This window comes from Streptomyces sp. NPDC001002 (assembly GCF_053599215.1).
This window is the reverse complement of record NZ_JBSFLV010000059.1, coordinates 14,100-28,046: the sequence shown is the minus strand read 5'-3', so window position 1 is coordinate 28,046 and position 13,947 is coordinate 14,100. Positions and strand designations below refer to the sequence as shown.

The 13,947-nt window shown below is 71.6% G+C and carries 16 protein-coding genes and 1 pseudogene; 7 read left to right on the top strand and 10 right to left on the bottom strand.

Going from position 1 to position 13,947, the window contains the following annotated elements:
• Positions 1 to 125 precede the first annotated feature (125 nt).
• Positions 126 to 950: a helix-turn-helix domain-containing protein gene (locus ACWDR3_RS25675; RefSeq protein WP_450354949.1), complete on the bottom strand. Its 825-nt coding sequence runs from the start codon at positions 948 to 950 to the stop codon at positions 126 to 128.
• A 333-nt stretch (positions 951 to 1,283) separates the two neighbouring features.
• On the opposite strand from ACWDR3_RS25675, the gene ACWDR3_RS25670 reads away from it, so the two are divergent.
• Positions 1,284 to 1,793: an ATP-binding protein gene (locus tag ACWDR3_RS25670; RefSeq protein WP_450354920.1), complete on the top strand. Its 510-nt coding sequence runs from the start codon at positions 1,284 to 1,286 to the stop codon at positions 1,791 to 1,793.
• 93 nt (positions 1,794 to 1,886) lie between these two features.
• On the opposite strand, the gene ACWDR3_RS25665 is transcribed toward ACWDR3_RS25670, so the two are convergent.
• The 5 genes from ACWDR3_RS25665 to rpmG form a co-directional block, all read right to left on the bottom strand.
• Positions 1,887 to 2,105, bottom strand: coding sequence for a DUF397 domain-containing protein (locus ACWDR3_RS25665; protein ID WP_123998632.1), 219 nt, complete (start codon positions 2,103 to 2,105; stop codon positions 1,887 to 1,889).
• 372 nt (positions 2,106 to 2,477) lie between these two features.
• A complete protein-coding gene (gene rpsR / locus ACWDR3_RS25660) occupies positions 2,478 to 2,723 on the bottom strand; it encodes a 30S ribosomal protein S18 (RefSeq protein WP_450354919.1) in 246 nt (81 codons plus the stop codon).
• Complete coding sequence (locus ACWDR3_RS25655; RefSeq protein ID WP_450354917.1) at positions 2,723 to 3,949, bottom strand: CobW family GTP-binding protein; 1,227 nt, start codon at positions 3,947 to 3,949, stop codon at positions 2,723 to 2,725. Before ACWDR3_RS25655 ends, rpsR begins: the two co-directional genes overlap by 1 nt.
• Complete coding sequence (locus ACWDR3_RS25650) at positions 3,946 to 4,218, bottom strand: type B 50S ribosomal protein L31 (RefSeq protein ID WP_450354916.1); 273 nt, start codon at positions 4,216 to 4,218, stop codon at positions 3,946 to 3,948. Before ACWDR3_RS25650 ends, ACWDR3_RS25655 begins: the two co-directional genes overlap by 4 nt.
• Before the next feature lie 9 nt (positions 4,219 to 4,227).
• Positions 4,228 to 4,392: a 50S ribosomal protein L33 gene (rpmG, locus tag ACWDR3_RS25645; protein ID WP_015658813.1), complete on the bottom strand. Its 165-nt coding sequence runs from the start codon at positions 4,390 to 4,392 to the stop codon at positions 4,228 to 4,230.
• A 74-nt stretch (positions 4,393 to 4,466) separates the two neighbouring features.
• Between rpmG and rpmB the strand changes: the two genes are divergently transcribed.
• The 4 genes from rpmB to ACWDR3_RS25625 all read left to right on the top strand — a co-directional run bounded on the left by rpmB (position 4,467) and on the right by ACWDR3_RS25625 (position 6,533).
• On the top strand, positions 4,467 to 4,703 hold the full coding sequence (gene rpmB / locus ACWDR3_RS25640; RefSeq protein ID WP_123998637.1) for a 50S ribosomal protein L28: 237 nt from the start codon (positions 4,467 to 4,469) through the stop codon (positions 4,701 to 4,703).
• Positions 4,703 to 5,008 (top strand): 30S ribosomal protein S14, encoded by a 306-nt coding sequence (gene rpsN / locus ACWDR3_RS25635; protein ID WP_450354915.1) that lies wholly within the window; start codon positions 4,703 to 4,705, stop codon positions 5,006 to 5,008. Before rpmB ends, rpsN begins: the two co-directional genes overlap by 1 nt.
• 320 nt (positions 5,009 to 5,328) lie before the next feature.
• Positions 5,329 to 5,862, top strand: a complete 534-nt coding sequence (locus ACWDR3_RS25630) for a hypothetical protein (protein WP_450354914.1) — start codon at positions 5,329 to 5,331, stop codon at positions 5,860 to 5,862.
• Between the two features lie 140 nt (positions 5,863 to 6,002).
• Positions 6,003 to 6,533: a DUF4232 domain-containing protein gene (locus tag ACWDR3_RS25625; protein ID WP_450354913.1), complete on the top strand. Its 531-nt coding sequence runs from the start codon at positions 6,003 to 6,005 to the stop codon at positions 6,531 to 6,533.
• 12 nt (positions 6,534 to 6,545) lie between these two features.
• Here the strand turns inward: ACWDR3_RS25625 and ACWDR3_RS25620 are convergent, their stop codons facing one another.
• Both ACWDR3_RS25620 and ACWDR3_RS25615 read right to left on the bottom strand, forming a co-directional pair.
• Positions 6,546 to 7,682: a DUF2786 domain-containing protein gene (locus ACWDR3_RS25620; protein WP_450354911.1), complete on the bottom strand. Its 1,137-nt coding sequence runs from the start codon at positions 7,680 to 7,682 to the stop codon at positions 6,546 to 6,548.
• 40 nt (positions 7,683 to 7,722) lie between these two features.
• Positions 7,723 to 8,061, bottom strand: a complete 339-nt coding sequence (locus ACWDR3_RS25615; RefSeq protein ID WP_450354910.1) for a hypothetical protein — start codon at positions 8,059 to 8,061, stop codon at positions 7,723 to 7,725.
• Between the two features lie 116 nt (positions 8,062 to 8,177).
• On the opposite strand from ACWDR3_RS25615, the gene ACWDR3_RS25610 reads away from it, so the two are divergent.
• Both ACWDR3_RS25610 and ACWDR3_RS25605 read left to right on the top strand, forming a co-directional pair.
• Positions 8,178 to 8,921, top strand: coding sequence for a Clp protease N-terminal domain-containing protein (locus tag ACWDR3_RS25610; protein ID WP_450354909.1), 744 nt, complete (start codon positions 8,178 to 8,180; stop codon positions 8,919 to 8,921).
• A gap of 92 nt (positions 8,922 to 9,013) precedes the next feature.
• The gene (locus tag ACWDR3_RS25605; RefSeq protein ID WP_450354907.1) at positions 9,014 to 10,696 is read left to right on the top strand and encodes a bifunctional 3'-5' exonuclease/DNA polymerase; all 1,683 of its coding nucleotides are present in this window, start codon (positions 9,014 to 9,016) and stop codon (positions 10,694 to 10,696) included.
• 57 nt (positions 10,697 to 10,753) lie between these two features.
• On the opposite strand, the pseudogene ACWDR3_RS25600 reads toward ACWDR3_RS25605, so the two are convergent.
• Positions 10,754 to 12,670, bottom strand: a pseudogene (locus tag ACWDR3_RS25600) (BTAD domain-containing putative transcriptional regulator); the annotation flags it as partial.
• Positions 12,671 to 12,953: 283 nt separating this feature from the next.
• Positions 12,954 to 13,868: a glycosyltransferase family 2 protein gene (locus tag ACWDR3_RS25595; RefSeq protein WP_450354906.1), complete on the bottom strand. Its 915-nt coding sequence runs from the start codon at positions 13,866 to 13,868 to the stop codon at positions 12,954 to 12,956.
• Positions 13,869 to 13,947: the final 79 nt, after the last annotated feature.

Sequence of the window (13,947 nt, the reverse complement as noted above, 5' to 3'; positions counted from 1 at the left end):
CAATCGCTAGCAGACACCTGCACCACGTCACGGTCTGATCACGTGTCATCGTACTTGTGCGCTAAGCGAGTTGGGGACGGAGAGCAATCTTCTGGGGAGAACCCTGGGAGAGTCTGGGGAGATCCCTAGGAGAGCTGGAGCAGGCCCCTCAGGAGGTCGCGACTCTCGTCGGGGCCCGGGCTGTCCTGCTGGAGCTCCTTGAGGGCCTTCTCGTACTGGGCCACGTCCTCCTGCTTGTCCAGGTAGAGGGCGCTGGTGAGCTGCTCCAGGTACACGACGTCCGACAGGTCGGACTCGGGGAACGACAGGATCGTGAACGCGCCGCTCTCGCCCGAGTGCCCGCCGAAGCCGAACGGCATGATCTGCAACCGCACGTTGGGCCGCGTGGAGATCTCGATCAGGTGCTGGAGCTGACCGCGCATCACCTCGCGGTCGCCGTAGGGGCGGCGCAGGGCGGCCTCGTCCAGGACGATGTGGAACTCGGGGGCGTTGTCCGCGGACAGATACTTCTGCCGCTCAAGCCGCAGCGCGACGCGCTTCTCGATGTCGGCCGGGCTCGCGCCCTTCATGCCGCGCCGCACGACCGCGCGCGCGTACTCCTCGGTCTGCAGCAGACCGTGCACGAACTGCACCTCGTAGGCACGGATCAGCGACGCGGCGCCCTCCAGGCCCACATAGGTGGGGAACCAGCTCGGCAGGACGTCCGAGTAACTGTGCCACCAGCCCGCGACGTTGGCCTCGCGGGCGAGGGAGAGCAGCGACATGCGCTCGGCCTCGTCCGTGATGCCGTACAGCGTCAACAGGTCCTCGACATCGCGTGTCTTGAAGCTCACCCGGCCCAGCTCCATCCGGCTGATCTTCGACTCCGAGGCGCGGATCGAATACCCCGCCTGCTCTCGCGTGATGCCCTTCGCCTCACGCAGTCGCCTGAGTTGCGAGCCGAGCAGCATGCGCCGCACCACCGATCCTGGCTCTCCCGCGCTCACGTTCGCCAGCCTCCCCAACCGTCTTCAGGGGCCGCAGTCTGCCACTAAAACACTCCGAGCAGTACTCGTCCGATTACAGAGACGGCAATAAGTCAAAGATTCTGCACAGGTAAGGGGGAGGTGTTGGCAAGTAGGTCACCAGAAGATGGCGGAAAAAATGGCCAACAAGCGGTACGGGAGGGTCCAATTCGGTCGCGTGCACGTGCATCTGCCCTTGCATCTGCCCTACGCATCCGAAACCATGGTCTCGCGCCACCGCTGCATCGCAACGACCGCGAATTCCCGGGAGTGCCTCGCATGGGGACGAATGGATCGACCATGCTCGAGCCGTTACGGCAGGGCCTTCCGCCGCTTGATCCCGCGGCCGTGTCCGACGCCGCGTCGTGTTCGCTGCCCGCCCGCTACGAAGCGGTGGGCGAGGCGAGACGCTTCACGCGCCGGACGCTGGACCAGTGGGACACCGGCGAGCGGTTCGACGACGTCTGCCTGGTGGTCTCCGAGCTCGTCACCAACGCCCTGCGGCACGCCCTGCCGGGAACCTGCGTCCGGGTGGACCACGCGCCGCCCGTGCGGCTGCACCTGATGCGCTGGACCGAGCGGCTGGTGTGCGCGGTGCGCGACCCCAGTCAGGACTCCCCCGTGGCCCGCGAGACGGACGACTTCTCGGCCGAGTCGGGCCGTGGCCTGTTCCTCGTCGACTCCTTCAGCGACAGCTGGGGCTGGCACCCGCTGGCGGGCACGCTCGGCGGCAAGGTGGTCTGGGCGCTGTTCCAGCTGCCGGCCACGCCCTCGCCCACGGCCGAGTGAGACACCGCGGCGCTTTTTCGCGCCGCGGTTCTACGCGCGTCAAAGCGCCGGGCGTTTCCTGTCACCCCGGGTCATCCCGAGGTGGACGGTGTGTCAGCCCGCGACCAGGTGGTCGAACTCGCCGTCCTTGACGCCGGCCAGCATGGCCTCGATCTCGGCGCGGGTGTAGACGAGGGCGGGCCCGTCGGGGAAGCGCGAGTTGCGCACCGCGACCTCGCCGCCGGGCAGCCGGGCGAACTCCACGCAGGAACCCTGCGAGTTGCTGTGCATGCTCTTCTGCCAGGCCACCCCGTTCAGCTCCGTGGCTGCCATGCCGTTGTACACGTCCCGGTCCACAGGTCGCTCCCCGGTGGTGCGGTGGCCCCTGGGGCCATTGATGCAGTGGTCAACTGATCCGGATCATAACCCTGTTCACGTGCAAATGCATGAGCAGATGCACGTGCACGCGGGGTGTTCCCTCGGTTACAGCTTTGACGACCCCTTTGCCGGACTTGATCCAGCGTGTGCCCCGGGGTCCCCGGACCATGCGATGCGGTTCACCGGGATCGAACCCCCGTGCACTAGGAAGAGACGCAGACCGGGCCGTTCCTGTTCCAGGGTCCGTGAATCGATCCAGTGGGCGGTACGTGGAGGTTCGGGCGGGGGCGGTGACCGGGAAGGTTGTTCAGCGACCTGAACCGTAACTCACCTGCTGATATAGGGCAGCAGCGCCATCTCCCTCGCGTTCTTGATGGCCCGCGCCAGCTGCCGCTGCTGCTGAGCCGTGACCCGGGTGACGCGCCGGCTGCGGATCTTGCCCCGGTCGGAGATGAACTTCCGCAACAGATCGGTGTCCTTGTAGTCGATGTACGTGATCTTCGCCTGGTCCAGCGGATTGGGGCGACTGCCCGCGGACTTGCGGTCGGACCTGCGGTCGGTGGTGCGGGGCATCAGACCTCCAAGAAGGCGTCGAAGGCGGGCGGGAGCCGCTTCCAGGCGGTGCGGCCCGCGGCGTACTCGGTGTCGGTCAACAGGCAGGACTCCAGCAGCTGTTCGAGGCCGTCGCGGTCGAGGCCCGGGGAGGTGAAGACCAAGTGCTGGCAGCAGTCGCCGTGTTCGGCGTGCCAGTCCAGCGCGGCGGCGGCGCGGCGCACCGGCGGGACCATGTCCCAGGCGGCGTCGGGCAGCGAGGCCAGCCACGGACCCGCGCTCTCCACGCACAGCGCACCGCCGGCGGCGTCCCAGTGGAGCAGCGTGTCCGGCTTGTCGGCCAGCCAGAACCGGCCCCGGCTGCGGGCGGCCGCGCAGGTCAGGTCCTCCAGGGCCGCGAAGAGCCGCTCCGGATGGAAGGGCCGGCGCCGGTGCCACACCAGGGTCGACACCCCGTGCGCGTCGGCGTCGGCGGGCAGCAGCGCGCAGGCGGGGTGCTGGGCGGCGGCTGCGGCCTCCACGTCGAAGCCGGCCAGGGCGGCCCGGGCCAGCGGGGAAGATCGTGCGCCTTCCGATGCAGGTGCAGGTGCACCGGAGGGCCGGGGCGCCGGATCGGCGGATGGCTGGAAAACGCCCGTCAAATCCCCGGAGTGGCCGCTCCGCACAGGGACTTGACGGGCTGTCGGATGCAGCTGGGCGAGCAGCTCGCGGTCCTCGTCGTCGGCCTCCGGGGAGTCGAGGACGGCGAGGACGGGGGCGTACTCCAGCTGGCGGGCGAAGGTGTCGGCGACCGTGCGCTGGTCGGTGGCGGCCGCGGCGAGGCCGCGTTCGGCGAGGTCGTCGCCGTTGCCGAGGTAGGGCAGCAGCAGCGCCGGGTCCACGGCGGTGATCACGCCGGTGACGGTCAGCCCGCCGGCCGCCACCACCTCGGCCATCGCCTTGGGCTCGACGGAGTCCCACAGCTCGACGACGGCCAGCCGGGTCAGCCCCGCGTCCGCGAGGCGGCGCAGCTCGGGGACGAGGTCCTCGCGCAGGGCGCAGCACGCGCAGTCGTTGACGAGCGGCGCCTCGCCCGCGGAGAGCAGCCCGGTGGCGTCGCTGATCGTGCGAACCACCGTGCCCGCGGCGGCCGTTGCGAGGTCGTGGTGGAGTACGACACTGCCGGGCACGTCGGCCAGCAGCCGCGCGACGGTCGCCCTGCGGGCCTCGGCGTGCAGCCCGCCGACGATGACGACGGACAGACTCACGACGCCTTGCCCCGCTTCCCGAACCGTCGCTCGAAGCGCTCCACGCGCCCGGCGGTGTCCAGCACGCGCGCGGTGCCGGTGTAGAAGGGGTGGCTGACGTTCGAGATCTCGACGTCGACGACCGGGTAGGTGCGGCCGTCCTCCCACTCGATGGTCTTCCCGCCCGCCGTCGCCTCGCCGACCAGCGTCGAGCGGGTGAGGAAGGCGTGGCCGGCGGCCCGGTCGCGGAAGACGACGGGGCCGTAGGAGGGGTGGATTCCGTTGCGCATGGCGGGGGTTCAGCGCTCCTCTCGGAAGTCGACGTGGCGGCCTGCGACCGGGTCGTACTTGCGCAGGGTCATGCGGTCGGGGTCGTTGCGCCGGTTCTTGCGGGTCACATAGGTGAAGCCGGTCCCCGCGGTGGACCGCAGCTTGATGACCGGGCGGAGTTCGTTGCGTGCCATGGTGCTACCTTACTGAAAATGAATTCCATTAACACCACTCGTGGTGACAACGATCGAGGAGAGGTACGTCACCCATGTCCGCGCACTGCATGCTGACCGGCGCACAACCCGGCTTCGGCAATCGCATCTCGCACTCCCACCGGCGGACCTCCCGCCGCTTCGACCCCAACATCCAGACCAAGCGCTACTGGCTGCCGAGCGAGGGCCGGCACGTACGACTGCGGCTGAGCGCGCGCGGGATCAAGACCGTCGACGTGATCGGCGTCGAGGCGGCCGTGGCCCGGATCAGGGCACGGGGGGTGCGGGTCTGATGGCGAAGAAGAGCAAGATCGCGAAGAACGAGCGGCGCCAGGAGCTCGTCGCCCGGTACGCCGGGCGCCGCGCCGAGCTGAAGGAGATCATCCGGCGGCCGTCCTCGACGGAGGCCGAACGGCTCGCCGCCCAGCGGGAGTTGCGCAGGCAGCCGCGCGACGCCAGCGCGACGCGGGTGCGCAACCGCGACCAGATCGACGGGCGGCCCCGCGGCTACTTCCGCGCCTTCGGGCTGTCCCGGGTGTCGCTGCGTGGGCAGGCGCATGCCGGGTATCTGCCGGGGGTGCGCAAGTCCTCCTGGTAAGCCTCACAGCTGCTCCCCATGGCAGGGAGAGCGCGGGCTGGTAGCTTGCAGCGGGCGTTGCGGCCAACCGGCCACGGCCTGCTCGGGCCTACGCGTTCGGGCCCTTTCCGGGCCGGGGCGGCTGTGCCGCGGGGTGCCTCGGGCCGAACCGGGCGGGGGCGGGTGGCTGCGCGTGCCGGTGCGGGTGGCCGGGTGGCCAGTGCCGGTCTGCGCGCAGGGTCGGTTCTGGAGGCGGGGCGCCTCTCGGCCGAGCCGTGCGGGCCGGGGCCCGCGACGCCGAGCTGATCCGAAAGACCGGTCCTAGAGCTTGGGAGTTACCAGTGACTTCGGCGACTACGAAGGTGCGGATCGTGGCCGCGGCCGCGGGTCTGGCGGGCGCGCTCGCGCTCACCGGGTGCAGCGACGACGGCGGTTCGGACGACGGCGCCTCGTCGAACCCCAGCGCGTCCGCGTCCTCCACGGCCACCGCGGACACGGGCGGCGGCTCGGGCGACTCCAGTTCCGCCGCCTCCGGTGGCTCCGACGGGACGACCGCGTCCGACGGTCTGCAGGGCAGTTGGCTCGCCACCACCGACGGCAAGGCCGTGGCGCTGGTGGTCAACGGCAAGCAGGCGGGGCTCTTCTCGACCGGCGGGACCGTGTGCAGCGGGACCGCGGGCGAGGAGGCGGGCATGCAGATGATTCACCTCACCTGCACCGACGGCAGCAAGCAGCGGGCGACCGGGATGGTCGACTCCGTGGACAAGTCCGCCCTCGCGGTCACCTGGTCGGGCAGCCTCGGCAAGGAGACGTACGCCAAGGCGGAGGGCGGACAGCTGCCGTCGGGGCTGCCGACGGCGAGTCTGGGGCAGTAGGGGCTCGGCGGTGGTCCGGCCGACTGCGGTCCGGCGCCGGCGGCTGAGCCGGGGGCGGGCAACCGGCTCGCACGTTCGTGCGTGATGATCCATGCACGCGTCTCACCGACGTCACTCCCCCGAAGCACCCGAGGACCCTCATGCGCGCCACCCGGATCACCGTCGCCGCCTTCGCCGCGGCCCTCCTTCTGACCGCCTGCGACGACGGCGGCGGTGACGGCGGGAGCGGCAGCGGCGCGAGCAAGGCCGCCGGTGGCGGCTGCACGCTCGACTCGGTCGGGGTGCAGGTCGACGCGAGCCCGGCCCCGGCCGCCGGGGACAGCGGCAACGTCACCGTGACGATCACCAACCGCGGCTCGGAGTGCACCCTGGACGGCTACCCGGGCGTCGACCTCACCGCCGGCAAGACCTCCACAAAGGTCCCCGAGGACAAGGCGTCCACGGCCGAGAAGCTGACGCTGGCCAAGGACGCGACGGCCTCCTTCACGATCACCTACGTGCGCGGAGAGGCGGGCGGCGCGAAGAGCCTGGCGGTGAAGACGGGCACGTTCACCCTCCCCGGCGCCGACGCGGACCACGGCTTCCCGTGGTCGTACGGAGAGGTCGCGCTCAAGGGGGACGCGGGCACACCGGACGCCTCGGTGACGGCGTTCACGCAGGCGGGCGACTGAGGCCTACGACGGTCAGGGCAGCCGGGGCCGGGCGCCGACCTGGGCCCGGTCGGCCGCTTCGGCGCCCTCGGTCCAGCCCGCCGCGTCGGTCACGCCCCGCAGCCGGGTCGTGGTCGTCTCGGGGAACATGCGGTCCGCCTCGGCCGTGACCGCGACCTCGCGGGTGGCCAGCACCGGGAGCAGGTCGTCGGTCACCTGGGTCTCGGCGGCGGCCGCGAGGCGGGTGCCTATCCGGTGGGCGTAGGCCGCGAGGAACGACTGCCGGAAGCTCTTCGTACGCCGCCGACCGCCCGCGCGCTGCGCCGCCTCCGCCTTCGTCATGGCCGTCTGGGCCTGGACCAGCAGGGACGCGTAGAGCAGCTCGACCACCTCCAGGTCGGCCTCGAAGCCGACGACCGTGGAGAAGGCCAGCGGTTCGTTCCACACGGCCCGGCAGTGGTTCGCGTCCGCCACCGCGTCCAGCAGCACCGCCTTGGCCTGCTCGTACGGCGGCTCGACACCGATCCGGCAGGCGGCGGGCGCGTCCTTCGCGGGCGTCCGCGCGGCGAGCAGCGCCTCGTCGATGCTGTGCCGGGCGGTCAGCTCCTGCGCCTTGGCGGTGAGCGCCTCCGCCTCCTCGGGAAACCCGGTCGCCTCGGCCTTGGCCAGCAACGCGCGGATACGGGTGAGCATGCGGGACTCGGGCCGCGGCCGACCGCCGTCCCGGGACCGGTGATCGGGCTGGTCGTCGAGAGGTTCGAGGCTCGGCAGGCGCAACAGCAGGCGGTACAGCTCCAGCACCGCGGTGGCGTGCGAGAAGCGGTCGGCGCGGGGCGGGGCGTCGCCGGCACCCGGGAGCGACTCCACCTGCGCGGTCCAACGGGGCCCGCGCGGACGGTCGTCCGGCGCCTGCTCGCGGATCAGCGCGGACACGAGATGCACGTGTACGTCGTCCAGCTCCCGGCGCACGATCCGTACGACGTCGGCGGGCTGCCAGCCGCGCCGCCAGGCCGCCGCCACGAACTCCCGCCCCCGACGGGCGAGTTCGGCGTCGGCCGCCGGGTCCGCGGCCAGCACGGACGCGCCCGTGTCGAGGGCGGAGTCGGCATCGGCGGCGTAGAGGGCGGCCTCGAAGGCGCGCTCGACGGGGCTGGTCGGCGTACTGGTCACGCTTCGATCGTGACACGGGGCACTGACAAGCCGGACCGAGTCAGCCGCGTACGGGCGCCGGGACAGTAGGAGCGGTAGGAACGGCGGCCGTCAGGTCGAGGTGGAGGAGCCAGGTGGCATCGGAGTGGCACACGAGCCGCAGGTGCGGATCGCCATTGACCGACCGGAGGTCGGCGGTGACCAGGGCGCCGAGTTCCGCCGCGTTCGTGACGTCGTACGCCCCCTCCGCCAGGCGTCGGCGCAGCAGCGCGGCCAACTGCTCGGCGACGTCCGGCAGCGCGTAGTGCTCGGTGAGCAGCCGGGCCGTCGCGTCGACGATCTCGGGGACGTCGGCGACGGGAGTGAGGGCGGGGGCGGCGTTCGTCGTCAACGTGCTCATGGCAGCCGAGTCAACCACCGTTGGCCGGAGCCTCACACGGTGTTTCTTCAAAAGAGGAGCCCCCTTTATGTCAACCCGAGGTTGACACCTCCGAACTGTCAACCTACGGTTGACACATGACGACGAAACCGACCATCACGTCTTCCGTACGTCTCGACGACATCATCGACGCGATCAAGAGGGTGCACGTCGAACCCCTGGACCAGCTCCAGGACGCGGTCATCGCCGCCGACCACCTCGGTGAGGTGGCCGACCACCTGATCGGCCACTTCGTGGACCAGGCCCGGCGTTCGGGCGCCTCCTGGACCGACATCGGCAGGAGCATGGGGGTCACGCGGCAGGCCGCGCAGAAGCGGTTCGTGCCCAAGGAGTCGACCGACCTCGACCCGAACCAAGGGTTCGGCCGGTACACCACACGCGCGCGGAACGTCGTGGTGACCTCGCACAACGCGGCCAAGTCCGCGGGCAACTCCGAGGTCGTCCCGGCCCACCTGATCCTCGGCCTCACCGCCGAGCCGGACGGCCTGGCGGCCAAGGCGGTCGTGGCCCAGGACGTCACCCTCGACGCGCTCGTCGAGGCCGCGACCGCGGCGCTGCCGGCCGGCGTCGAGTCGCCCCCGGAACTCGTCCCCTACGCCTCCGACGCCAAGAAGGTCCTGGAACTCACCTTCCGCGAGGCCCTCCGCCTCGGCCACAACTACATCGGCACCGAGCACATCCTGCTGGCCCTGCTGGAGTTCGAGAACGGCACGGGTGTCCTCTCCGACCTCGGCATCGAGAAGACCCCCGTGGAGGCCGCGCTCAGCAAGGCGCTCGCGGGATATCTGCAGGCGCCGGGCGGGGTGAGCGAGGAGGACTGAAGGGGCTGACGGGGGCTGAAAGGAGGGGCGAAGGGTTCAGGCGGCGGCCGCTCGCGAGGGCGTTGTCAGAGGTGGCTGCGACACTCGCAACCATGACCGATCGCTGGGCGCTCGCTCCGGCCGAGGGTGGTGGCGTGGAGGCCGCGCCCCTCGGTCCGGACGGCGTGCTCGCGGGACCGGTGCGCCGGGAGGCGGAGCCCGGGGACATCGTGCGCGGGCTGCCGGAGGTCACGCGGTGGGTGTGGCGGTCCACCGCCGAGATGTATCCGCGGCTGCTCGCCGCCGGCGTACGGGTCGAGCGGTGTTACGACGTCGAGGACGCCGAGACCCTCCTGCTCGGCCACGAGGGGCGGTACGGGGAACCCAGCTCGGCCGCCGCCGCCCTGGCCCGCCTGCGCGGCGGCCCCGTACCCGCCGATCCGCCGACGCGCTCGGCCGAACCCAACGCCCAGTCCCCCCTGTTCGAGCCGCAGAGCATCCAGCTGCCGCTGCCCGACCTCGCCGCGGTCTACGCCGAGCAGCAGCGCCGGCACGACACGACCGCGCACCCGGACCGGATGCGGCTGCTGACGGCGGCCGAGTCGGCGGGGATGCTGGTGGCCGCGGAGATGAACCGCTCCGGGCTGCCGTGGAGCGCCGAGGTGCACCGGCGGGTGCTGCACGAGCTGTTGGGCGAGCGGTACGCGGGCGGGGGCGAGCCCCGGCGCCTCGCCGAGCTCGCGGACGAGGTGTCCGCCGCCTTCGGGCGCCGGGTGCGGCCGGACCTGCCCGCCGATGTCATAAAGGCATTCGCCCAGGCCGGCATCAAGGTCAAGTCCACCCGGCGCTGGGAGATCGAGTCCGTCGACCACCCGGCCGTGAAGCCGCTGATCGAGTACAAGAAGCTCTACCGGATCTGGGTCGCGCACGGCTGGTCGTGGTTGCAGGACTGGGTGCGTGAGGGGCGGTTCCGGCCCGAGTTCCACGCGGGCGGCACGGTCACCGGACGCTGGGTCACCAACGGCGGCGGCGCGCTGCAGATCCCCAAGGTGATCCGGCGCGCGGTGGTCGCCGACCCCGGCTGGCGGCTCGTCGTCGCCGACGCCGACCAGATGGAACCGCGCGTGCTGGCGGCCATCTCGCGCGACCCCGGCCTCATGGAGGTGGCCGGCCGGGAGACCGACCTCTACCAGTCCGTCTCCGACCGCGCCTTCTCCGGCGACCGCGCCCAGGCCAAGCTCGCCGTGCTCGGCGCGGTCTACGGCCAGACCTCGGGCGACGGTCTCAAGAACCTCGCCGCGCTCAGACGCCGCTTCCCCAAGGCGGTCGCGTACGTCGACGACGCCGCGCGGGCCGGTGAGGAGGGCCGGCTGGTGCGGACCTGGCTCGGGCGGACCTGCCCACCGGCGGCGGGCGCCGACGAGGACGCGGAGGAGGCGGGCATCCCCGTCGGGGACGAGGACTCCGACGCCCGTCAGTGGACGCCGGGTTACGCCTCCACGGACGCCCGCGCCCGAGGCCGCTTCGCCCGCAACTTCGTCGTCCAGGGCAGCGCCGCCGACTGGGCTCTGCTGCTGCTCGCCGCACTGCGGCGGACGTGCGCGGGGATGTCGGCCGAGCTGGTCTTCTTCCAGCACGACGAGGTGATCGTGCACTGTCCCGAGGAGGAGGCCGAGACGATCGTGGCGGCGATCCGGGAGGCATCCGACCTGGCGGGGCGGCTGACGTTCGGGGAGACGCCGGTGCGGTTCCCGTTCACGACGGCGGTGGTGGAGTGCTATGCCGACGCGAAGTGATGAGTGGAGTGATCAGTGGGGGCCGGATTCGCGGGCGGTTTGGATGCCGGTTTCGGTGACGGCTTCGCCGCAGTGGGCGGCCGCCAGTTCGTGGGCGAAGTCGCGGACCAGGTCGTGGGGGGCGTAGCGGCCGTATGCCGTTTCCTCCAGGAGGGCCACGTCCACGAGGCGGTCGAGGGCGGCCTCGGTGCGGCGGGCGTCGGTGCCGGCCAGACGGGCGAGGAGGGGTGCGCCGTAGGCGGGGAGGTCGAGAGTACCGATGGCGCGCAGAACGAGGGCCGCGTCCCGGTCGGCCCGGCGGGCGGAGGCGGCGAGTGCGTCGTGGGCCACGGCCAGGGAGCGGCGGACGCTCAGGTCGTCGTACTCCAGGTGGTTCAACCGGCCTTGTTCTGCGGCCAGTTGACCGGCCAGGACGTCCGGGGTGAGGGCGCTGCGGGCGGCCAGCCGGGCGGCGACCACGCGCAGGGCGAGCGGGAGCCGGCCGGTGAGTGCGACGAGGGGGTGGGCCGCGTCGAGGCCCTCGCGTCCGCTCACCGCGCGCAGCAGCGCCGCGCTCTCCTCGTCCGACAGCGGGGCGAGCGGGAAGCGGTGGGCACCGTCCAGCGCGGTCAGCGGCGAACGGCTGGTGACGATCACCGCGCAGTCGGCTCCGCCGGGCAGCAACGGCCGTACCTGAGCGGCGCTCGCCGCGTCGTCCAGGAGCAGGAGGGTGCGGGTGGGGGCGAGGAGTGAGCGGAGCAACGCGGCTGCGGCGTCGGGGTGTTCGGGGATGCGGTGGGGGTGGTGGGGGTCGGTGCCGAGGTCGTGGAGGAGGGCGGTGAGGGCTTGGGTGGGGGTGAGGGGGGTCATGCCGGGGGTGGCGCCGTGGAGGTTGAGGTAGAGCTGACCGTCGAAGAAACGTTCCTTCAGAGTGTGGGCGAGGTGGAGGGCCAGGGCGCTTTTGCCTATACCGGGCATGCCGTGGATGACGGTGATGGTGGGAGTGGGTGGGGTGGCGGGGGTGGTCTCGGTGGACCCTTCGGGGGTGTTGTGCAGGACTTCACGCAGGGCGGCGAGGGTCGGGGATCGGCCGGTGAAGTGGGCGAGAGGTGGGGGGAGTTGGGCGGGTAGAGGGAGTTGAGGAGGCGAGGTGTGTTGAGTAGGTAGGGGGATGTCTTCGCGCATAGAGGAAGGGCCTGTGGCCGCGGCGGCGGCTTCCCGGAGGACCTCCACGTGGGCCTCGCGTACGGTCGGGCCCGGTTCCACGCCGAGTTCCTCGATGAGGTGGGTGCGCAGGTCGCGGTGGACGGCGAGGGCTTCGGCCTGGCGGCCGGTGCGGTGCAGGGCGAGCATCAACTGGCGGTGGTACGCCTCCCGCAGCGGGTGCTCGCCGGCCAGTGCCGCCAACTCCGGTACGAGGGCGCCGAGTCGGGGGCCGCCGACGGCGAGTTCGGCGTCGTAGCGCCGCTCCAGGAGCAGCAGCCGGGCCTCGCGCAGCCGTCGGACGAGGGCGTATCCGCCGGTCTCGGCCGGGAGGCCGCTGAGCGGAGCGCCTCGCCAGAGCGCGAGGGCCGCCGTGGATGCGCGTATCGCCCGGGCCCAGTCGCGGGTGGCGTGCGCATCACGGGCCGTGGCGAGGTGGTGCTCGAAGACGTGGACGTCCAACTCGCCCTGTTCGACGCGGAGTACGTAGCCGGGCGGGACGGCTCGCAGCCGGTCGGGGTCGTGGAGCAGGCGTCGTAGGCGGGCCACGTGGTTGTGCAGTGAGGCTTGTGCGGAGGAGGGTGGTGCGCCGCCCCAGAGGGCGTCCTTGAGTGCCTCGACGGAGACGACTCGGCCGCTGTCGATGAGGAGGGTGGCGAGGAGGGCGCGGAGTTTGGGGCTGCCGATGGGGGTGACGGCGGGGGTATTGAGGTCGCCACTCCGAGGGGCTTCACTCCCGGAGTCGAACAGGACCGGCGTACCCAGCAGTCCGAAACGCAGACCGTGCCGCACCACGCCGTTCACTGCCCTTCCCGCGCTCCCGCGCCGCGCTCCCACGCTCCCGCGCCGCGCTCGCTCTTGGCGGGATAGCGCCCGTCGTCTGATTCAAGCCCTTGACCAATGTTAGCGATCTGTTGGCGCGGCCTGATGTGATCACTACATCGGATCTGGCCCCGGGGGTGCGCGCGTACGACGCGTTGCTCGGGGGAGTGACGCCGCCGCGGCCGGATCCGGATGTCGGGCCGACTCGCTGGGCTCAAGTGCCGGATCCGGATGACGGGTTGGCCCTCTGACGTCAGATGACGGGCGGGCGGCCGAGTCGGGAGAGCCGCCATACCGTGCGCCAGCGCATCGGACGCCGTTCACCGGCCGGCTCCCGCAGCCCCTCCATGAAGCCGCCGAACCAGGCCCGCAGGCCGGGTCCCGAACGGGTTCGTACGAGGGTGAGCAGGGTCCATATGCCCAGGTGAACGGGTATGAGGGGCAGGGGCAGCCGGCGGCGGACGAGCCAGACGCGGTTGCGGGCGGTGACGCGGTAGTAGATGGCGTGGCGGGCGGGCGAGGTCCTCGGGTGGCGGAGCAGGAGCTCGGGGGCGTAGCGGATCCGCCAGCCCGCGTCGGCGGCGCGCCAGGCCAGGTCGGTCTCCTCGTGCGCGAAGAAGAACGCGGCGGGCCAGTCGCCGATCTCGTCGATCATGGCCGTACGGAGGGCGTGGCCGCCGCCGAGGAAACTGGTGACGTATCCGCCGCGCATCGGATCGGCGTTGCCGACCCTGGGTACGTGGCGGCGCTGGGTCACGCCGTGTTCGTCGGCGATCCGGAACCCGACGATGCCGAGCCGCGGTTCGGCGTCGAAGAAGTCCCGTACCCGGCGCAGTACGTCCACTTCGACGAGTTGTCCGTCGTCGTCCAGTTCGACGACGTAGTCGATGTCGTCGAACTCGCGCAGCGTGCGGAGCGCGATGTTGCGTCCGCCGGGGCAGCCGAGGTTCTCGTCGAGTTCGAGCTGGGTGACTTCGCCGGGGAGGGCCAGGCGGGTGGCGTAGTCGGGGAGCGGGCAGCCGTTGCCGACGATCACGATGCGCGCGGGGGCCAGGTCCTGTTTGGCGACCGACTCCAGCAGCGCGTCGACCTCGGCGGGACGGTTGCCCATCGTCACCACGGCGACGGCGATCCTCGACGACGCCTCCGAGCCAGCCAGGTCATCCATGCCCTCACCCCATCCCGACCGGCAGCATGACGCGCGATGCTAGCCGTTCACGGTAAGGACTTCTTAAGCACCCCGGTGA